The organism is Aliikangiella maris (assembly GCF_040719265.1).
Lineage (GTDB): Bacteria > Pseudomonadota > Gammaproteobacteria > Enterobacterales > Kangiellaceae > Aliikangiella > Aliikangiella maris.
Map to the genome: position 1 here is coordinate 12,847 of NZ_JBFDAH010000011.1, position 23,199 is coordinate 36,045.

Here is a 23,199-nt window from a genome sequence, read left to right on the forward strand (position 1 = left end):
TGCAGTGTTTAAATCGAAATAAAATAAATACAACACTTTAAAGTTATCAGTCAATAAACTGAGGTTAGTCATGGAAAATCGAAAGGCGAGTTTACAACTTATAAAAAACTGGGTCGCCAATAATCGCCAGCTTGAAACGAAAAACAATGTTCAACCGAAAACTGTCAGTCAGCCTACTCAGTCAACCGCACAGGCTCATTCGGTTAAACAGCAACTACTGGCTCGACATCATAGTGTTGCGGTGAATGATTCAATTGAGTTGTTGGGTGAATCACTGGTTGGGGTGTTAAATGCCTATAATAATTCGAATTTTTATGGTGCAGATTGGTGTGTCGAAATTGCCTTGGTCAATGATAATAGTCCATCACTAAAAAGTACGATGTTATTTGTGTTTGCCATTGATAATCATATTGCTTTCGCATTGGATGAGCCATCACATGAAAGTCTGGTGCACAATACTTCGTCTTTAACTATGTCGGTTGATGATTTATGTGCGTTAATTAACCTACAAGCCGATTTGATTTATATCATGATAAAAAACAAAGGTATTGATAAAGATAAATCGGCAAAACCTATGGCATTAATTCGTCCTTTTTCAGATCTGCTATTTGGGGCATTTAATTTATTTCATTTAACGGACGACTTTAATCACAGTTTAATAGAACAGGTTTATACCAGTGGCCGAGTTGCTAACTTATCCGGTGCAGAACGATTTGTTTTTCCGTGGGCGATATCGTCAGACATTGGTTGTAAACTGTATCAGATAATTGTCGAGAATCAATGTCAGCGAAGTTTAGAAATAGGGCTGGCATTTGGTTTGTCAGCGTTGTTTATTTGTCAAGCACACCATGTTAAAGGCGGCGGTGAACATACGGCTGTCGATCCTTGTCAGTCGGTTGAGTTTGAATCGATTGGAATCGATCAAGTTAATAAGGCCGGGCTGAGCCAATATTTCAATCTATTGGAAGCTAAAGACTACGATATTTTACCCGAGCTGGTTAAGCAGCAACAAAAATATGATTTTATATTTATCGATGGTCTACATATGCATGACTACGTGGTGATTGATTATTTTTATAGTGATTTACTGCTTGAGGTTGGCGGTATTATGGCTTTTGATGATTGTCATGCGCCTGGCGTGAGTTCGGCTGTGGCCTATCTGGAAGAAAATCGTAATTATCGTCTACTGGAAAATGATACGGGGCAGCGGCTCAGAGTTTATCAAAAAATGGCTGAGGATGATCGGACCATTACTAAACCCAATCATCATGTCGATTATGTTCAAAAGTATTATCAGTTTGCCGGTGAAGCTGAATTGCGTGAATCACAACAGCATCTATCTGTTGCATCAATAGACAAATTACACAGCCAAACTACAGATGGCAAACTAAGACAAGCGACCATACAAAAACAGCAACAAAAACAGGACACCAAACCTCATCAGTTACAAGATGAACGAATTGCCATTATTGGTATCGATGGTAACTTTCCAGGCGAAAGAACGCTAGAGCAATTTTGGCAAGCAATTATTGATGAGCAGCCGCTTTATCAAAATTATAATGCCGACTTTCTCGTCAAGCGTGATAAAGATAACAAAGCGGTCGATAATCGATCACCAATGATGACCTCTGGTTTGCTTGAAGATGCTTATGGGTTTGACCCAGAGTTTTTTAATATTAGTTATGCTGAAGCGCAATTAATGGATCCGCAATTGCGACATTTATTAATGTCTGCCTATCATGCATTAGAAGATGCTGGATTAACACGCGATTATTTGCGAACAAAAAATGTTGGCGTATTTATTGGCGCAGAGGGTAGTGACTATAATGATTTTAACCGCGAATCTGCATTAGTCGAGGATTATATTCTCAATCATGCTGGAGCGACCCTGGCAAACCGTCTGTCGTATTATTTTGATTTCGATGGGCCGAGTGAAATTATCAATACCATGTGTTCAAGCGGTGCATATTGTATTTATCGGGCGATGCAGTTACTGCATCAAGGTAGCATTGATATCGCATTAGTCGGTGGTGTAAAAATTAATTTTTCTGCTGAAACTTATCAAGCATTAAATCGCTTAAATATTACGACTGAGCAATCAAACTGCTACTCATTTCATGAAGACTCAAAAGGTTATATTCGATCTGAAGGCGTCGTGACGCTGGTACTTACCAGAGCAGACAAAGTGCAAAGGGAACGTCATGTGGTTTATGGTCATATCAAGTCATCAGCGATAACGTATAACGGAAAAGATGGGCAGTCGATGTTTTCGCCAAGTAAAAAAGGCCAAAAAGCGGCGATGCTTGCCTGTTATAACAATGCCGGAGTAACAATTGAAGATGTTTTATGTATTGAAGCGCAAGGTATGGGTAATGAAATTTCTGACTTTGTTGAGTTTAATTCGGTAAGTGAGCTGGTCGCGCAAACAGGCAATGCTATACAACAACCGGTTATTTCAACATTAAAACCTATTCTGGGCCATATGGAATGTGTTTCCGCTTTAGCCGCTATCGCTAAAATAATACTCAGCTTTAAAACTCGTACTCTCTATCGCATTCCATCATTAGAACAATCAACGATTAATCCGCGCTTAGGTGCTGAGCAAGCGTACTGTCAGTTACTCACCGAAAATCGACTGATTACTGAGACTAAACCAATGCTGATTGGTTTGAATTCGTTTGGTGCATCAGGCTCGAATGTTCATTTGCTACTTGAAGAAGATATCCCTTATCCGGATAGTTTGCCGAATGAGGTTAACGAAGCTGAGCAATTCATCAGTATTGCTCCGTCGGAAAAAACTATCGCAGCCGGCATGCTACCTAAGCAATGGTTAATGATATCGGCGCAAAGTGAAGCTTCATTGTTGGCTTATATTAATCGATTAGTTCACTATATTGAGCAATTTGCTGAACTCATCGACTTGAGTGAGCTATGCCGAATTAATTTATTAGCCAAAGAGGTTTATGATTGTCGCCTGGTGATACGTATTGATGCCGCCAGTCATCAAAAACAAGTAGAGCAACTCAAGCTGCTATTACAACAAAGCATCACTCACGAGGCCGACTTGTCGATTAATGATACATCCGGATTAAGCCGTGAAGACTTAGGGATATGGAGCAATATTGATGATAAATATCACTACTTTCTACAAGCGAAAAATCATCAGCGTTTGGTACAAGATGCGGATGGAAAAAATATTCAAGACTGGTTAAATGGTGAATCTGTTAATGGTGAATCGGTTAATGGTGAATCGGTTAGTTGGCCTGTTTCATTGGAACAAGCTCAACCACGCAAAAACTGGCGAATGCCCTTGTATGTATTTGATAAACAAGATTTCAAGCCAAATTTCAGTACTTTTAAACCTGTAATCTTACCAGTCACTGAATGGTTCGAACAGCAGGCCGCAGCACAAATCTACCCAATAGATCCAGCGGTGTTTTATATTAATGATCATCAGGTATTTGATAAAAAGTACTTTCCCGCCGTGGGCTACTTCGAGTTCGTTTGTCGCACTTTACAGCAGGCAGATAAATATTTTGCACAGCCCAATCGATTACATTTTACTGACGTAGTTTGGTTGGCGCCGTTAGTTATTACCGAAACAACCAATATTCGTGTCGAGTTGATGGTGATGTCTGATACAACTAACATATCAAATAAGCCAAAAATTTCGTTATTTAATTGGCCAGAAGGCTGTGTCGTTGAACAACATCAATATCAATTTACTATTTATCATGCTGCAACTGATGAGGATCGCAGTACCGAACTATGCTTATGTCGCGGAGAGGTTTTAGTTAGTGCGTTAATTGAGCAATCAGGTTTGCCTGATGCTGCTATTGGTTTACCGCAAATTGAAAATCTATTAATGCAAAGTCAGTCATGGCAAGCTTTAGATTGCCACGAACTCTATCAATTATTCGAATCTTTAAATATCTATTATGGTCCTGCTCATCGCGGATTGATAGATATTGTACAACATCAAAATCAGCTAAGAGCAACGGTAAAGTTGCCAGCATCAATAGATAGCAGCTTGACTCAATTTCTTATTCATCCGGGATTACTCGATTGTGCTATTCAAAGTTGTGCGGCTTTTTGGTTAGCGCAGGGTAATCGTCTAACACAAATTGAGTTGCCTTTTTCGGTTGACAGGGTCACTTGGTTTGCGCCGCTGACCGCTACGATTCATATATTGGTGAAAACCCAACAGACCTATCAAGTTGATAGTGCCATTAAAAAATATGATTTTATTATCACCAATGAATTTTTTCAGTTGTTACTGGAGATTGACGGACTGGCAACTCGTGCTATGCACGCACCATCACCGGATAGGGTGAGTAAAAGCGAAATTAGTGCAAGCAAAGTAAGTAGTAAGCCGGTGGTTGAAAAGCAATTAATGCAAGCCGCACTAAAGTATTTTCATCAGCAAATTGCCAACACACTAAAAATGCCATTACAGAAAGTATCGCTAACTAAAAACTTTATGCTGCTAGGATTAGACTCTATCTTAGTTACACAGCTAACAGAAAAGTTACGTCAACAATTTAGTGGTATTACGAGTACGTTGTTTTTTGAAGTCAGTAATATTCAAATGTTGGCTGAATATTTTGTTAAACATTATGCGCCGCAGTTAAACGATTTATTAATGCCTATAGCAAATGATGTTCAAGTCCCTCGGCAATGGTTTGATTCATCAGCCAAATTAGTTGGTGCCGGTGTTACAAGTCATGAGAAAAATAAAAATCACACAGCGAAAAATCCACAATTACAAGCTGACAGTTACTCACAAGCTGACAGTCATTCACAAACTACACCAAATACAATGGTTGGGGACGGTGTTGAATCTGATTTGAATCAGATCGGCAAAGAGCAGCCAAAAAATAATTTTTCTGTTTTTGATGTTGCAGTCATTGGTATGCATGGTCGCTTTCCCGGCGCCAACAATTTGCAAATATTTTGGCAAAACTTGTTGGATGGTAAGAATGCGGTGACAGAAATTCCGGCAGAACGTTGGAACTGGCAAGATTTCTATGCGGATAAACCCGGCGTAAAAGGCAAAAGCTATAGCCGCTGGGGAGGTTTTTTAAGCGATATCGATAAATTCGATCCATTATTTTTTCAGATATCGCCATTAGAAGCCGAAAAGATGGATCCCCAAGAAAGAATTTTTATTGAGTGCTGCTATCATGCGATTGAACAAGCAGGATATACACCGGGTAATCTGGCACAATCAAATAAGGTTGGGTTATTTGCTGGCGTTATGAATTCTGGCTACAACGCTGAGCCAGATCATTTTTCGATTGCCAATCGAACCTCATTTTTATTTGATTTAAAAGGTCCGTCAATTGCGATTGATACGGCTTGTGCTTCATCGTTAACGGCGGTTCATCTGGCTTTACAAAGCCTGTATCAAGGTGATTGTCTAGTGGCACTGGCCGGCGGCGTCAACACCATTGTCGATCCGATCCACTATGTGCGTTTGTCAGAAATGTCGGCAATGTCACGGGGACAGCGGTGTCAGCCTTTTGGTGCGGCTGCTGATGGTATGATTGATGCTGAAGGTGTGGGTGTGGTTGTTTTAAAACCGCTACAGCAAGCAGAGGTAGATAAAGATGTAATTCATGCGGTCATTAAGTCGAGTGCCGTTAATGCTTCGGGCAAAACAAATGGCTATACGGTTCCCAGTCCACAAGCACAAGCACAGGTTATTACAAAGGCGCTTAATGATGCCAGATTATCAGTTGATGATATAGATTATATTGAAGCGCATGGCACGGGAACGCCGCTCGGCGATCCTATTGAGATTGCTGCATTAAATCAGGTCTTTGCCAATCGTTCACCACAAATTGCCCAATGTCGAATTGGTTCGGTTAAGTCGAATATTGGACATTGTGAATCGGCGGCGGGTATGGCGGGTTTACTCAAGGTGATTTTACAATTAAAAAATCGTCAGTTAGTTGCATCGCTCTATGCCACCGAAGCCAATCCTGAAATTGATTTTTCTAAAACGCCATTTCAGGTGAATCATCAGTTAACTGCTTGGCATAAAGCAAAAGTTCAACCGCAACCATCTGCCTTATGTGCAGGGATCTCTTCATTCGGTATGGGGGGCGCAAATGCCCATGTGATTGTTGCCGAATATATTGCTGCATCGAGTGAGTTAGGGGTTGAGCAAGAAACAGTTAATGGAACAAAGGCTGAAAAAATAATTACCGACGAAATAAATCACAAAAATCAGTTAACAGAAATGTATGGTACAGCGAAAATTAATAAAGTCTTTATCATTCCACTTTCAGCACAAAGAAAACAACCGTTAATTGAAAAGATACAAGCGCTGTTCAATGAACTAAATACAGTTATTTCCTCAAAACAAAGTCATCACCTACAACAAGAATATCTCGAAAAATTAGCATTTACATTACAAACTGGTCGTGAAGCGATGGATTGGCGGTATTGTGTGGTGGTCACCGATTTGCATGAATTGCGCGAGAATTTACGGTCAGGTTTACAACAGAGCGAAGATGGAAATGATAAATATTTATTTTCAAATTTAGATGACAGTATTGAAGACAGTCATTACAGCGCAAACAATAATGAGGCTGTTAAGCCGGTCAGTTTAAATAGTAATGTTGAACATACCATAGAGACGCTGATAGCCCAACAACAGTGGTCAACTATTGCCAATATTTGGTTGCAAGGCGAAGATGTTGACTGGTATTTATTGTATAGTGAAGATAAGCCCGCTCGTTTGTCTCTTCCTTTATATCCATTTGCCAGAGAGCGTTATTGGAAAGACTGCGTCAAGCCCAGTCCATTACAGACGGCGCAACCGAGTTTACAACACGCTTTAATCCATCCGCTATTGCATATTAACCAAGCCAGTTTTTATCAACAACACTATTTGACAGAATTAGCTGTCACTCATGAGTTGATTGCTCAACATCAGGTCATGTTAACCGACCAATTATCGAGCGTAATACCCGGCGTCATCTATATTGAAATGCTTTGGGCTGCGATGGGTCATGCGTTTGAAATGACTCAGTCATCCTTACAGGGCGTAATTAATAACATTCACTGGCCAACCCCCTGTGTAGTGACAAAACGTTGTCAAATTCGTACCGGGCTGAAGCTCACAGGAGATAAAGAGGTTGAATTTACATTTGTTGAGAAACAGAAGGCGGGTGAAATGCTGGTTTGTCAAGGTGAGGCAATCATTGCCTTGCAGGATAAACCTTCTTCGATTAATTGGAATCAGTTGGTCGAACAACTAAAGCAGCGGTCAGCTTCTTTTGTCACGCTCAACCCACAAGCTATTTACGATTATTTTCGAGCAGCGGGAATCTACTATGGTCAACGTTTTCAAAATATAAAAGCTGTGTGGGTTAGCGAACATGAAGCGTTAGTAGAATTGCAATCGCCACATAATAACTTGGCACTTTCTCAATCATTGTCGTTCGAACCCGGTTTATTAGATAGTGTTTTACATAGTTGTGTTGTGTTGAGCGATAACTTTGTGAGCAGGCATTATCAACTGGCGGTTCCCTATGCGATCGACAGTATTCAATTGATAGCGCCATTAACGCAACAAATTAATGCCCGAATTCGTAAAGCCGCTAAAGTGTCTGGCGACAGTAATATTGTTAAATTTGATATTGATGTTTTTGATTTTTCAGGCAACTTGATAATGAGTTTTGTCGGTGTCACTTTTAAGGCAACAAAGCAAAATAATCTATCAGCCGATAATAGGCTTGAAGGTCTGAGAAATGATGTCCCGCTCGATACTGTCGATTCAGTTGAAACAAAGTTGGCGACATTGCAAGATATCAAATGCTTAACGCTTAATCCTATATGGAAATCACAATCTACTGATAGTCTGCCCTTGGATACTCGTTCTATAAATCGTCGTTCTTTAAATAGTCTCTCTATAAATAGTCATTCCACAGATAAGTGGTCTAAAGAAGAATTTCATTCAAAAACAACACAAGTGCCTGATGTATCTAAAACCTCGGTTTACGCTGTCGTGGCGACGGCCATTGATCGGTGGGATGAAATTGAAGCGCAATTGAAGCATGTTAATTTATGTTCGAGCTACAAAATACCCAATCAATCTGCGACTACTGCAACGCAAACATATGAATTAGCTGTGGTGAGCAATTATCAAACCGTGAGCTTATGGTTATTTGAACATATCAAAACCGAATTAATTCGTGCGCAAAATCAAGCACAACTAATACAAATACTGATTCAAACCGACACTGAAGATTCGATATGGCTGGGGTTGCAGGGGCTTATTCGAAGTGTCATGCATGAAAGTCCCGCTTGTCGCTGTCAGCTAATTGTCATTCCACCCGATATTACTGCTGATAGGGTGCAAGAGATTTTAACTAGGGAAGCGCAGTCGACTGATTATTTGATTAGTTATCATAAACAATCACGTCGTTATCTCGATTGGCAAGTTGAATTTTTAAAGCATGAATGTATTGATGTGTTACGCAGCGATAACCGATATCTCTTTCAAGATGATGGGACTTATCTTATTACTGGTGGGCTCGGTGGGTTAGGCGTGACTTTTGCTAAAGAAATTCTTACTCAAACCCGTCAGGCTAAAATAATTTTAACTGGTAGAGCTGCACTGGATGATACGAAACAAGCGCTGATACAATCATTGCAAGAAAATGACGTTTTGTCTGAGCAATCTTATCATGTTGCCAATAATAAAATGGCGAATAGCAATGCATTGATGGCGCCCTCGAATAATTTTTCACGAGTCACTTATGTGGCACTTGATGTGACAGATGCGGTGGCCGTTAATCAGTTATTGCAAAAACATGCTGATCAGCTAAAAGGAATTATACATTGCGCGGGTATGGTTAAAGATAATTTCATCCTGAATAAATCTAGCGAAGAATTTCAAACAGTATTGGCGCCAAAGGTTGAGGGCTCGATTAATCTGGATGCTGCAAGTCAAAATATATCACTCGACTTCTTCATGCTTTTTTCATCACTGGCCAGTGTGGCGGGGAATATTGGTCAGGTAGATTATGCATGTGCAAATGGTTTTATGGATTATTTTGCTCAAGCGCGAGAGTTATTGGTGAGTCAGCGAAAACGTTCTGGCAAGACGTTAGTCATTAACTGGCCTTATTGGCAAGATGGAGGGATGCAACTGGATAAAGCGACTATCGACTTAATGGCTCAATCGACTGGCATAACACCTATGCTGACCATGACAGGGTTGCAGGTTTTTTACCAGGCTTGTCAATCGCGCTTAAATCGTATTGCTGTTGCTAACGGACAAATTAATAAAATGCTGGCATTTATTCGGGGCAACAAAAGTCAGGTTGAGTCTGTTCATACTATGACTAACAATACTACCGCTAACCATCAACAATCCGCATTATCTGGCTCAAAGTTACTAAAAGATACTAAACCGCAAACCGTCTTAGTTGCTGCTGAGGCGGATGATAAACAACGATTAACATGGGCTGAATCTTATTTGATTGAGCTTTTTGCTACAGAATTAAAACTGTCAGATGAGCAAATCAATCCGCATGCCTCATTTGAAAAATATGGCATGGATTCGATTATTGCCTTGAATTTAACCAATCGGATGGAGAATGATTTTGGCGCATTGTCAAAAACATTATTCTTTGAATATTTATCTATTCGAGCGCTGGCTAATTATTTGGCAACTCATTTTTCACAGCAACTTGCTGAGATGAATGCTGTCAATTTGCCAAGGTTAAATACGCCAACGGCGACCTCTAGTCCGATACCACAAAGACGAGCTGCTGAAAATCAGGCTCAATCTTATAAAATGTCATTTCAAGATGCTTCGCTGATTGATAGGCGACAATACCAAAAAAACAATCTGAATGAGCACGATATTGACGATGCAAAAATTAATGTAAACACCGATGTGGCCATTATTGGTGTTGCTGGTAGGTATCCGCAAGCGGCTACGTTAGATGAGTTTTGGGTAAACCTGACTAATGCAAAAGATTGCATTACCGAGGTGCCAAAAGAACGCTGGTCACTGAGTTTATTATTTGATGCAGAGAAAAACAAACCCGGTAAAATCTATACTCGATGGGGTGGTTTTTTAGATGATATCGATAAATTCGAACCATTATTTTTTAACATTTCACCACGTGAAGCTGAGTTAATGGATCCTCAAGAACGACTGTTTTTACAGGTTGTTTGGCAAGCATTCGAAGATGCTGCATACAGCAAAAGTCTGTTGAGTGATTATCGTGTTGGAGTATATGTCGGGGCGATGTGGGGACAATATGAACTGATTGGTGCCGATAAGATTTATCAGGGTGAGGGCGTTGCTGCTGGATCTTCATTTGCCTCGATTGCCAATCGTGTTTCCTATTTCTTTAACTTTAACGGTCCAAGTATTGCGCTGGACAGTATGTGTTCTTCTTCATTAACCGCAATCCATTTGGCTTGTGAGGCGATTGTTCATGGACAGATAGATATGGCTGTTGCTGGCGGTGTTAATTTATCCATTCACCCATCAAAATATTTAACTTTAAGTCAGGGTAATTTTGCGGCAACTGATGGTCGTTGTCGCAGCTTTGGTGAAGGCGGAGATGGATATGTGCCCGGAGAAGGTATTGGTGTCGTGATTTTAAAAAATAGCCAACAAGCGATAGCCGATGGCGATAAAATTGAGGCATTAATTAAATCCAGTGCGGTTAATCACGGTGGTAAAACTCATGGCTATACCGTACCAAACCCTAACGCACAAGCAGAAGTGATCAAGCAAGCCATAACTCAATCGGGTGTTGATGCAACACAAATCAATTATGTTGAAACGCATGGTACAGGAACAGCGCTTGGTGACCCGGTTGAAATCAGTGGATTGCAAAACGCTTTTGAACAAGTGCTGCTAAATTCAAATGAGACTGATGCCAGTAGACAGTATTCAGATAATCAAAATTTAATGAAGCGTAATTTCAAACATGCCAGTATTGCTATTGGTTCAGTGAAATCCAATATCGGACATTTAGAATCTGCGGCCGGTATTGCTGCGTTAACAAAAGTGTTATTGCAAATGAGAAATCGGCGGCTGGTTCCCTCATTACATGCCGAACCGCTAAATCAACACATCAACTGGCAGCAGTCTGGATTTTACGTTAATACACAGTTACAGCCTTGGCAAGCCGTTAATGGACAACCGCTCACCGCAGGTATCAGCTCGTTTGGTGCCGGTGGTGCGAATGCACATTTAATTGTGCAGGAATATGTTGACCAAACTCAACCAGTGGCATTGCAACAAGCTCATTTGATAGTATTATCAGCTAAAAACTTATCGGCTTTACATCGACGGGTTGAACAACTTGCTGACTTTTTAGTATCTTGTTTATCATCGTCATCGTCATCGTCATCAGAATCACCGAATATTTCTTCGCAACATTTCTCGTTACGAAAACAGATTAGTCTTACCGAGATAGCTTATACACTACAAGTTGGACGAACTGCCTTAAATGAGCGACTGGCTATTGTGTGTGATTCAATTGATGAGTTACATCATCAATTATCCGTTTGGCAAAATACGGTTGGCAAAAATACGCAGTCTATGTCTGAGACTTTACTTAACGAAAGTCAGCGGGCTGATTTGGTTCAACAGAAAATTATTAGTGGGAATGTCAAACAGCAAGCTTCAGTCAGTCAATTATTACTCGATGGTGAAGCGGGTGAAACTTATCTGCAACAGCTTCTTGAGCAGCAGTCACTTGTGCCATTAGCCCAGTTATGGGTCGCTGGTGTGCAATGGGAATGGCGAAAGTTGTATCAACAAAGACCAAAACGTATTGCGCTACCCACTTATCCATTTGCCGGTGAGCATTATTGGGTTAAGCCAATAAATAGTGATACTCATCAATCTGCGTTATCGACAGAACGAGAGAAGGCAAATACGTTGCTGTTGACTCCTGCGTGGGTCGATAAGGCATTGACACCTTACAATTGGCAAATGCAACTATTGCCATCAAGTGTATTGGTTTTTGCTGCGCGACGCGCTGATGCGATGGCGATAAAGCAACAAATATCACATCTACCTATCGCAAAAAAAGTGATAGTGGTTTCTATCGATCAACAACTTGAGCACAACCCGGCATTGATTCAAGTTGATGAGTCAGACAACAGGACAAATCTGCATTTTCAGATAAATCCTGCTGATACCGACGCTTGGTCGCTATTGTTTACGCAATTGAAACAACAAGATGCTTTTCCTGAATATTGGGTCACTTATTTTACCGACATGGTGGATAAAAATGTCAGCGCAATTGAAAAAGATAAAAGCGAACAAGAAACGCTCGCAGATTATTCGGTTTTTGAGCAAGCATTAGCATTGGTTAAGGGCTCGTCTATATCTATGGCGAATGAAGCTGTTAATTGGCTAAACTTGATGCAAAATAATATTGAAGGATTGGCTAATCGTGCGCTTAATGGGTTTTTCCAATCCGTTAAAGCAGAAAATCCGCAGTTTAAAATTACAAGCATTTTGTTCGATAATCCATCGGAACGCTTACACGAGAATTGGTTATCGGTCGATTGGTTAACCGAATTTTTAGAGAATAAATATGCCAATGAAGTCCAACCTTTTGCTCAAGTCGGCTATTTATCTTATACCAATGACCTATCGCAAAAGGATTCTTGTAATCAATCATCATCTGGTCAGCGCCAAGTCAAAACTTTACGTGCAATGTCGGAGCAAACTGGATCGAAACCGGGTGAGTTGAAACAGTTTGCGTCGAAATCGTGTGTATTCAAACACAATGGTGTTTATTTAATTGTTGGCGGCTTAAAAGGGATTGGTTTAATCGTTAGCGAATATTTGGCAAAAAGCTATCAGGCAAATTTAATTATTATTGGCAGAACGGAACTAGACGAGCAACTCAGGCAATCGCTGCAAACATTAAAACAACATGCTCAGTCAGTTGATTACTACGCGCTAGATGTGACCTGTGGATCAGCCGTTGAGCGTTTAATCACTCGTTCACTGCAAAAAAAATCTACCATTCACGGGATTATTCATTGCGCCGGGGTGATTGATGATGCGTTAGTCGGACACAAGAATCCGCAAACAAGTAATGCCGTGCTAGATTGTAAAATTCGCGGTATACGCTGTCTAGATAAAGCTTCATCAGCGATACCATTGGATTTTATGGTGTGTTTTTCTTCAATTGCTGCGGTGTTTGGTAATCAAGGGCAAACTGATTATGCCTATGCCAATAGTTATTTGGATCAATTTATGGCAGAACGCCAGCAACGGGTTGCTAATGGTAATGCTAGTGGTATTTCCTTATCGATTAATTGGCCGCTGTGGCATGCGGGTGGTATGCAAGTGAGTGAAAATGTTCAGCAACTGATTCAGCAAAAAACTGGGTTAATGCCGTTGCCAACAGCTATCGCATTAGATGCTTTTGCGAGTGCTTTGAGGGTGGCGGCTCAAAATAGCTTGTCTCAAATTATGGTTTTATACGGTCAAGAGCAAACTATCCAGCAACGCTTGTTAAATCCTGTTAGTACAACGCCTGATTTATCGGTAAACAAATCTCAACGGTTGGACAATGAAATTCGCACTACAACAATTAAAGCTGCAACAAGTGGAGCCGTAACAACCAAAACTCCAACAAATAAAGCATTGCGTGATGAATTAATTAACTTTCTAAAAATTCAGTTAGGCGAACTGATTAAACTAGCGATAGACGAAATTGATGCGGAAGAAAAACTGAGTCAATATGGTACAGACAGTGTCATGATTAGCCAGCTTAATACACAGTTGGTGCGAGATTTTGGTGAGTTACCTAATACCTTATTTTATGAAAATGAAACCATTGCCGCATTAGCTGATTATTTATTAAAAAATAATCGGCAAACGGTGAGTGAGTTTTTTAGTCATGCTGAAAATCAACGGGCAGATTACCAAGCTAGGTCGCAACGACAAGACTTGCAACAACAAGACTCGCAACAACAAGACTCGCAACAGCAAGATTGGCCGCAGAAAACGCAGCAAAAGATAAGCCAACATCAGGCTGAACAGCCAGTCAATATCGAAAGGGAAAGCAGACAACCTGATAGGTTACTAACCGAACCAAAAGATAGTTCTTTAACGGAAATTGCAATTGTTGGTGTACATGGACGTTTTCCCGGCTCGACCGAACTGAAACAATTTTGGAAAAACTTATTAAGTGGAAAAAATTTAACTAATGAAGTACCAGCGGAACGTTGGGATTGTCAACGTTATTTTGATGCCGATCCTGAATTGGCTAGTGAAGGTAAAATTTATTGTCGTTGGGGGGGCTTTTTAACACACATCGATCAATTTGATTATCCCTTTTTTAACATTAGCCAAAGCGAAGCGAATATGATGGATCCACAGGAGCGATTGTTTATGCAGTCGGTTTGGCATGCGATAGAAGATGCGGGTTATTCGCCGGAAACATTAAAGCAGTGGTATCCGAAAGAGAAAAGCGCCAATGTTGGTGTATTTGTTGGGGTAACATCTAATACCTATCATTTGCTTGCTGCGCAGCAGTGGGAGCGAGAGAACCTGATTGCATCGAGCGCCATGCCTTGGTCGATTGCTAATCGAATTTCGTATTTTTTTGATTTCAAAGGACCCAGCTTACCGATTGATACGGCTTGTTCCTCATCGTTGGTCGCGCTAGATTTTGCTTGCCGAAGTTTGGCCAGTGGCGAGTGTCAAATGGCCATTGTTGGTGGTGTGAATTTGTATTTGCATCCGCTGAAATATCAGGCATTTTGTCGGAATAAAATGGTATCTACCACAGGACGTAATTGCAGTTTTGGTGCGGGTGACGATGGGTTTGTTCCCGCTGAAGGTGTTGGTAGTTTAGTTTTATTACCGCGAGCTAGTGCAGATAAGCATGGCGATCAAATTTATGCACTAATCGCTGCATCGCAAGTCGATCACGCTGGGCGTTCAAATGGCTACTCTGCACCTAATCCCACCGCACAAGCTAATTTAATACGCAAAACTTTGCAAAGCGCTCAAGTTTCACCGCAGCAAATCAGTTATGTTGAAGCGCATGGAACCGGAACCCAAATGGGAGATAGTTTAGAAGTGGCTGCGTTGACTCAGGCGTTTGGTGGATTGAACAAACAACAGCCATGGTGCGGTATTGGCAGTGTTAAATCCAATATGGGACATGCCGAATCGGCTGCCGGTATTGCCAGCATTATTAAAGTGTTGTTGCAAATGAAGCATCGTCGATTAGTACCAACACTAAATGCAGCGCAGGTAAATCCTGATATTGATTTTTCGGTGACGCCATTTCGATTACAAAGCGAGACACATTCTTGGCAGGGCACTGCTGATAAGCCGCGTTTTGCATTAGTAAACGGCTTTGGTGCGGGCGGGGTAAATGCTTGTGTGTTATTAAAAGCGGATGATGCATCATCAGTGTCCGATGTAAAAAAACTAAGTGCTGAAACATCTGATGGTGTTGCACAGCGGCCAAATAACATTTTTCCATTATCAGCAAAAAGTCTTGTTCAGCTCAAACAACGCGCTAATCAGTTAATGGGTTTTATAAAAGCAAACAATCCGGATGAGCTTGATAATATCGCTTACACCTTACAAGTAGGGCGAGAACCCATGAGTGAGCGTTTAGCGATTATTGCTAACAGTGCCGCTGAATTGATAGAAGGCTTGCAAAACTTTGTGAATAACAAGCTTTTAATAGAGGCGTCGCTCACAAAGTACACCGAAATTAATTTAGGTAAACCCATTTGTTTTGTTGCTGAAAACCGACGAAATAAGCGAACTATCATAGATGATTATGCTGGTTTAGTGGTGACTGAATGTGCGCGAATGTGGACTGACGGAGTGCTCATAGACTGGACTAAATGGCAGGCCGATTTTTTGGGGCGGCAATATTTTCAAAAGCTTGCTTTGCCTGTTTATCCTTTTGCGAAACAGCGGTGTTGGATTGAACTGGTTGCTTCTGACTTGATTGAGATGGACTTGCTTAAAACGGACTCGCTTGGAACAGAATCAATAAAGTCCAAGCTCGCTAAATATAACAATAGTCAACCACAACAATTACACCCATTGATTGCTCAAAATACCTCAACTTTAGAGAGCATCTGTTTTACCAGCCATTTGTCGGCACATGAATATTACGCACGAGAACATCATGTAAATGGTCAATCCGTTTTTCCTGGCGCGGGCTTTCTAGAAATGGCTTGTGTTGCAGGAAGTCTGGCTGCACAAAAAACGGTGGTTCAGATAAGTGATATTGTCTGGATAAATCCTTATATTTTTGATGATGAGTCTGCCGCGATATCAAACTTAAACTTTCCAATTTCAAATGAGGTTGCTCAATTAAGCTGCTCATCTCATTCCAACTGTTTATCAAATATCAATTCTACCAAGCCATTACATACTCGTCTTAAGTCAATCGGTCAGGCTACCGAGTTTGATATTATTTCACATAATGCACTGGGTGAGGTGGTGGTTCATGCCGAAGGTCGTTTATCATTTTTAGATGCAATTGATAGCGCAACTTTGGCGACTAATCGCCCGCTACAGACAATGCGTGATAGCGCTGAAGTTGAACTGAATAAGACTCAGGTTTATCAACAGCTACAAGATTTGAGTCTGAATTATGGTGAATCTTTTCAAACGATCGTGTCGCTATCATTAACTCATGATTACTCATTATCGCGTCTCTCATTAAGTGATGCTGTGCTGAGTGAGTTTGCCGATTACCTGTTGCATCCAGCAATTATTGATGGTGCATTTCAAACGGTTGTAGGTTTTGTGAAGCAGCAATCATTATCGACACCATTTTTACCTTTCGCACTAGATAGTTTGACAATTTTAAATGCCTTGCCGACTGAAGTTTATGTGTTGGTAGAAGCTGTGGCGTCACCAAAAATGCCCGCGGATATGAAGAAGTTTAATATCAGTATCTGTAATTTAAATGGTGAGATTGTCATTAAAATGGAGGGCTTTTATGTTAAGGCTTTTGTCAGTGCTTCAAGCGCGACTCATGAGTCGCCGGTCATATCGGCTTTATGATTTTTTTATGGTGAGTCATAAGTCATAAGTCATAAGTCATAAGTCATAAGTCATAAGTCATAAGTGGTTCGTTAAAATAAATTGAAAAGTGAACATTATGGAAACCTCTGTTGAAAAAAAATTAGTTCTTGAGCCGGGGCTTGTTGAAAAAAGTGCCCAAGTTAACGCGTTGGTTAATGACAGCGTCGCCGGGCAAAATACTGTTGGAGGTCTTTCACCTGAAAAATTTGGTGCACCGAGTTTTCGTCATCGCTACCAAATTAAATATGCTTATTTAACAGGGGCAATGTATCGAGGCATTGCATCAAAGGCGTTGGTTGTTGCGGTTGCTAAAGCGGGCTTTTTAGGTTTTTTAGGTACTGGCGGAATGAGTCTTGCGGAAATAGAAGAGAATATTGTTGCCATCCAACAAGCATTAAATCATGGAGCTTTTGCGTTTGGTATGAATTTATTGGCGAATATTCATCGGCCCGAACAAGAAATGCAAACCGTTGAGTTGTATTTAAAAAAGGACATTCAGGTGATTGAAGCGGCCTCATTTACTCAAGTTACTCCTGCGCTGGTCTATTATCGACTTGCAGGAGTAGCACAAGATGAAGACGGAACGATTATCTGTAAAAATAAAATTATAGGTAAGCTTTCGCGTCCAGAGGTGGCGAGCGCATTTTTAAGTCCGCCTCCGCCGAGTATCGTTAATCAGCTTTTGCGGGAGAATAAAATTACGGCTGAACAGGCTCGGTTAGCTGAGCAAATTTTGGTTTGTGATGATATTTGTGTAGAAGCCGATTCTGGTGGCCATACCGATCAGGGAATTGCCAGCGTTCTTTTATCGGCTATGTTAAGACTGCGCGATGAAGTTTATCAAAAATATACTTGTAACCAACCAATACATATCGGGCTGGCGGGGGGCATAGGTGCGCCACCTGCGGTGGTTGCCGCCTTTATGATGGGTGCTGATTTTATTTTGACGGGTTCTATCAACCAATGCACTGTTGAATCGGGGGCTAATTCTGTGGTGAAGTCTATGCTACAGGAAATTAATGTACAAGATACCGATTATGCGCCTGCTGGTGATATGTTTGAAATTGGTGCAAAAGTACAGGTGTTGAAGAAAGGTGTATTGTTTCCCAGTCGGGCTAATAAGTTGGTGTCGCTTTATCATCAATACGGTCAGTGGGAGAATGTTCCACTTAAAATGCAACAGCAAATTGAACAAAAATACTTTCAGAAAACCTTTGAACAGGTGTGGCAGCAAGTCAAAGCGTATCGAGTTAAGAAAAATCAACAAGCCAGCATCAGTAAAGCTGAAAACAACCCAAAGTACAAAATGGCGCTGGTTATTAAATGGTATTTCGCCTACAGCAATATTTTGGCATTTAATGGCGACCTGCAAAATCAGGTTGATTTTCAAGTGCATACTGGACCCGCATTAGGGGCATTTAATCAGTGGGTTAAAGGTACCGCCCTGGAAAGCTGGCAAAATCGTCATGTCGGAGAAATTGGAGAACTACTGATGCAGGCATCAGCCGATTTGGCCAGTGCACAAATAAAAAAGTTACTCGATTAATTACTTAATAAATCTTTTAATGGTTTGTGGTTTATCCTCCGCAATCTTACATCATCAGTTAAAAAATAGCCTAACAAGTATAAAATGAATTTTAATCAAGCCAATTTACCATTTGTCATTAATCCCGATGTGAATGCTCAAGTTGTCGTTATTCGTGTCTGTTATCAATGGATGATTAATTACAATTATTTAATCATCGATCCACAAACCCGTGCTGCGGTTATTGTTGATCCGGCCTGGGAGTTCGATAAGTTAAATGCCACTATCGCACAACATCAAGTAACATTGCGTGGTGTTTTATTAACTCACTCACATGCTGATCATATCCATCTGGCTGATCGAATTGCTAAAACTTATGCGTGTCCGGTTTGGATGTCACAGATTGAAATTGAACACTCACAGTTTGATTGTCATAACTTGCAAGCGCTAGAGCTACCATTAACGCACAATAACGGTGAAGCCTTATCTGTAGAAAATTTAGGTTCAGAAAATTTAAATTCAGAAAAGTTAAATTCGAATGCGTCAGCACCAACCCTGCTCAATCCATTCACTATCGAAGGGTTGACGATTTATCCTGTATTAACGCCGGGTCATACCCCGGGGTGCATTTGTTATTGGATCAATGGCCATTTGTTTACCGGTGATGTGTTGTTTGCTGAGGGCTGCGGTTTATGTCGCAACGAAGCGGCGGCATTTCAAATGTACGACAGTCTGGCTTACTTAAAGCAACAGTTAACCCCGCAAACGCGAATTTTTCCAGGGCATTCTTATGGACGTGAGCCCGGTCAGTTATTCGCTAATGTGCTACGCGAAAATATGTATTTACAGTTTAAAACCAAAGCATCTTTCAGTGCGTTTCGGTTACGCAAAAATCAGAGTAAAGCCAGATTGTTTGGCTTTAGTTAAAACCGAATAATTTTAGCAATTAATAATAATCAGGAAAAAAGTATGAAACTAGTTGGAATTGAAGCAATGAATATTGCTGCCGGTACAACCTACCTCGATGTAGAAAAGCTGGCAAAACACCGTAATCTGGATACCAGCCGTTTTGAAAATTTATTAATGAAAGAAAAAACGGTAGCCCTGCCTTATGAAGATCCAATTACTTTTGCGGTGAATGCAGCAAAACCAATTATCGATAGTCTCTCAGATGACGAAAAAGATCGGATTGAAATGCTGATAACCTGCACAGAATCATCATTTGATTTTGGTAAGTCAATGAGTACCTATTGTCATGATTTACTCGGATTAAATAGAAACTGCCGTTTATTTGAATTAAAAAATGCGTGTTACTCAGGCGTGGCCGGTATTCAAACCGCGATTAATTTTATTTTGTCACAAGCGTCTCCTGGTGCGAAAGCGTTGGTGATTGCGACTGATATTTCCCGGTTTATGGTTGAAGAAGGTGGTGATGCTTTAACTGCTGATTGGTCGTTTGCTGAGCCAAGTGGTGGTTCGGGCGCGGTAGCTATGTTGATTAGTGATCAGCCTCATATTTTTCGGGTTGATGTGGGGGCAAATGGTTATTACGGATATGAGGTTATGGATACCTGTCGTCCGTCACCCGATGCCGATGCCGGAGACTCTGACTTGTCGCTGTTGTCTTATCTTGATTGCTGTGAGAATGCTTATTTGGAGTATCAAAAGCGGGTTAAGGACGCTAATTATGCTGAAACCTTTACTTATATTGCCTACCACTGTCCATTTGGTGGCATGGTTAAAGGTGCTCACCGCAACATGATGCGCAAATTAATAAAAGCTAAACCGGCAACAATTGAAGAAGATTTCCAGCGACGAGTGACGCCAGGATTAAATTATTGTCAGCGTGTAGGCAATATTATGGGGGGAACCGCATCACTGGCATTGGCGAGTACTATCGAAAATGGCTCGTTTAATACACCTCAGCGTATTGGTGTATTTTCTTATGGTTCAGGTTGTTGTTCGGAGTTTTTCAGTGGTGTGGTCGATCAGCAAGGGCAAGCGCGCCTGGCTAAAATGAATATTGCGCAACAACTCGACAGTCGTTATGAGTTAACGATGGATGAATATGATGCCTTGTTGGTTGGCAGTAATGCTTTACGTTTTGGTACGAGAAATCTTGTGTTAGACAGCAGCTTTATTCCGCAAGCCCGAAAGAACTTACCCAAGCCAACACTCTTTCTTAAACAGATTAAAGAGTTTCATCGGGAGTACGAATGGGTGTCTTAATTGAAACAAAATCTTATCAGACAATTAATATTCGCTTTGATAATGATATTTGTACGATCCAAATTAATCGGCCCGATGCCAATAATGCAATTAATGAGCAACTCATCGCAGAAATCAGTGAAGTCGTTCAGCATTGCGCGAATCGCTATAAAGTTATCGTGCTTGAAGGCTCTGCTGAAGTATTTTGTTTTGGCGCTGATTTTAAAGAAATTCAAGCTACTTTTGATAACCAATTGTTTGAAAATTATGAGCCGGTTGACCCGACTCCTTTATATGAACTTTGGACGTTACTTGCCACCGGACCATTTGTCAGCATTGCGCATGTACGAGGCAAGGTTAATGCTGGTGGCGTTGGCTTTGTTGCTGCTTGTGATTTGGTCCTAAGTGATAGTAAAGCCATGTTTAGTTTATCGGAACTTTTGTTTGGATTAATTCCCGCCTGCGTTTTGCCGTTTTTAATCCGACGGATTGGTTATCCAAAAGCTAATTATATGACCTTGGCGACTCAGCCCGTTTCGGTTCATCAAGCATTAGAGTGGGGGCTGGTAGATGCCTTTGAAGAGAATAGCCAGAGCTTATTGCGCAAACATTTACTGAGAATTCGCCGGATTACACCACAAACTATTCAACGTTATAAAAATTTTCAACAGCAAATTTCGGCGACAGATCCACAAATAAAGCATCATGCAGTGGCAATGAATCGCACTGTTTTTAGCGATAAAGAAAACCTTGAAAAAATATCCCGTTATGTATCAACCGGTCAGTTTCCGTGGGAATAAATATTTATTTTTTAATCTTTTAAACAAATTGGAGAAACTATGAACAAGCAACAAATTTTTGATGTTATCGTAGGTCATGCTAAAGAAGTTTTGCCCGAATTAGAAAGTCATGACTTTAAATTTGAAGATGCACTAAAAGACTTGGGCGCTAACTCAATTGATCGTTCGGAAATTGTTATGATGACATTGGAATCTATTGAGCTAAATATTCCATTAATTGAAATTGCCAAAGCTGAGAATATGGGGCAATTAGCGACCTTGCTGCAAGAAAAATTTTAATCTGATGGATATTTGTATTACTGGCGTTGGCATATGCAGCGCCATAGGACAAGGAAAAGAGGCATTTTTACAAGCATTACTTAATGGTCAGCACCAGTTTGACTATTTAAAAAGACCGGGCAGGCAGTTACCTGAACAGGCAGTCAATCAGTCTTCTGCACAATCTGAAATGCCGTTATTTATGGGGGCCGAAATTGAATCATTACAATTGCCCGATAATATTGGTAAAGGATTTTTAAGGACCACTTCATTATCGACACAAGCTGCAATTGCCTGCCTTGATGAGGTGTGGCATGAAGCAGCATTACATGCCGTTGCCGCTGAGCGCATTGGCTTAATTGTAGGCGGATCGAATTTACAGCAACGTGAATTGGTGAATATTCAGGACAAATTTCAAACAAAAAAAACTTTCTTGAGACCTACTTATGCAATGGCTTTTATGGACACTGACATAATTGGTTGTTGTACAGAGCTTTATCCGGTTAAGGGCGGCGTTACAACAGTTGGAGCTGCATCAGCTAGCGGACAAGTTGCTATTATTCAAGGGATCCAGCTGGTATTGTCGGGGCAACTTGATTGCGCTGTTGTTATTGGTGGATTAATGGATTTATCTTACTGGGAATGTCAGGCATTACGTTCAGTCGGTGCAATGGGGTCGACGGTGTTTGCAGATAATCCATCGCAGGCCTGTCGGCCTTTTGATACTCGACATGATGGATTCATTTATGGTGAAGCTTGCGGTGCCGTGGTTATTGAGAGTGTAGCTAGTGCCGAGGCCAGACAACAAGCTGCTTATGCTCGTGTTTCTGGTTGGGCAACGGCAATGGCAGGAAACCGTAACCCTGATCCGAGTGAACACACCGAAAAACAAGTCATGCTAACCGCAATTGAAAAAGCGCAGTTAAGTGCTGCGGCAATTGACTATATTAATCCGCATGGGACGGGTTCACCGACTGGGGATGCCGTTGAGTTATCTGCATTAGCCGGTGCGGATCTTAACCATGCGTTTATCAATGCAACTAAATCAATAACGGGTCACGGGCTGACCGCAGCAGGTTGTGTTGAAGTGATAGCGACTTTACTCCAAATGCAGGCGGGTCAGTTACATCCTACATTGAATCTGGAGGAGCCTTTATCCCATTCATTTCATTGGGTTGGTGAACAACCGATCAACCATCATATGCAACATGCGCTAACGCTTAGTTATGGTTTTGGTGGTATCAATTCTGCACTGGTGTTGAGTCGTTTTTAATGGCGTTTATTGAAAAACTGTTCGACAAACCGGTTTTATCATCAGGTTTCAACCA

At 41.0% G+C, this 23,199-nt stretch carries 7 protein-coding genes; all 7 read left to right on the forward strand.

What is annotated here, in order from left to right; translation table 11 throughout:
• Positions 1 to 70 precede the first annotated feature (70 nt).
• Entirely contained in the window at positions 71 to 17,059 is a 16,989-nt protein-coding gene (locus tag ABVT42_RS11730; protein WP_353896007.1) for an SDR family NAD(P)-dependent oxidoreductase, read from the forward strand.
• A gap of 97 nt (positions 17,060 to 17,156) precedes the next feature.
• On the forward strand, positions 17,157 to 18,626 hold the full coding sequence (locus ABVT42_RS11735; RefSeq protein WP_353896006.1) for a PfaD family polyunsaturated fatty acid/polyketide biosynthesis protein: 1,470 nt from the start codon (positions 17,157 to 17,159) through the stop codon (positions 18,624 to 18,626).
• 84 nt (positions 18,627 to 18,710) lie between these two features.
• Positions 18,711 to 19,532, forward strand: a complete 822-nt coding sequence (locus ABVT42_RS11740) for an MBL fold metallo-hydrolase (protein ID WP_353896005.1) — start codon at positions 18,711 to 18,713, stop codon at positions 19,530 to 19,532.
• Between the two features lie 42 nt (positions 19,533 to 19,574).
• Positions 19,575 to 20,834: a hydroxymethylglutaryl-CoA synthase family protein gene (locus ABVT42_RS11745; RefSeq protein ID WP_353896004.1), complete on the forward strand. Its 1,260-nt coding sequence runs from the start codon at positions 19,575 to 19,577 to the stop codon at positions 20,832 to 20,834.
• Positions 20,822 to 21,613 (forward strand): enoyl-CoA hydratase/isomerase, encoded by a 792-nt coding sequence (locus ABVT42_RS11750; protein WP_353896003.1) that lies wholly within the window; start codon positions 20,822 to 20,824, stop codon positions 21,611 to 21,613. The genes ABVT42_RS11745 and ABVT42_RS11750 overlap by 13 nt, the downstream gene beginning before the upstream one ends.
• 39 nt (positions 21,614 to 21,652) lie before the next feature.
• Positions 21,653 to 21,892, forward strand: a complete 240-nt coding sequence (locus ABVT42_RS11755; RefSeq protein ID WP_353896002.1) for an acyl carrier protein — start codon at positions 21,653 to 21,655, stop codon at positions 21,890 to 21,892.
• 4 nt (positions 21,893 to 21,896) lie between these two features.
• Positions 21,897 to 23,144 (forward strand): beta-ketoacyl synthase N-terminal-like domain-containing protein, encoded by a 1,248-nt coding sequence (locus ABVT42_RS11760; protein ID WP_353896001.1) that lies wholly within the window; start codon positions 21,897 to 21,899, stop codon positions 23,142 to 23,144.
• The last annotated feature ends 55 nt before the right edge of the window (positions 23,145 to 23,199 follow it).

What these genes read in the sequence shown, in the direction of transcription:
- ABVT42_RS11730 (WP_353896007.1), top strand. Translation starts at nt 71, where the DNA reads ATGGAAAATCGAAAGGCGAGTTTACAACTTATAAAAAACTGGGTCGCC.
- ABVT42_RS11735 (WP_353896006.1), top strand. Translation starts at nt 17,157, where the DNA reads ATGGAAACCTCTGTTGAAAAAAAATTAGTTCTTGAGCCGGGGCTTGTT.
- ABVT42_RS11740 (WP_353896005.1), top strand. Translation starts at nt 18,711, where the DNA reads ATGAATTTTAATCAAGCCAATTTACCATTTGTCATTAATCCCGATGTG.
- ABVT42_RS11745 (WP_353896004.1), top strand. Translation starts at nt 19,575, where the DNA reads ATGAAACTAGTTGGAATTGAAGCAATGAATATTGCTGCCGGTACAACC.
- ABVT42_RS11750 (WP_353896003.1), top strand. Translation starts at nt 20,822, where the DNA reads ATGGGTGTCTTAATTGAAACAAAATCTTATCAGACAATTAATATTCGC.
- ABVT42_RS11755 (WP_353896002.1), top strand. Translation starts at nt 21,653, where the DNA reads ATGAACAAGCAACAAATTTTTGATGTTATCGTAGGTCATGCTAAAGAA.
- ABVT42_RS11760 (WP_353896001.1), top strand. Translation starts at nt 21,897, where the DNA reads ATGGATATTTGTATTACTGGCGTTGGCATATGCAGCGCCATAGGACAA.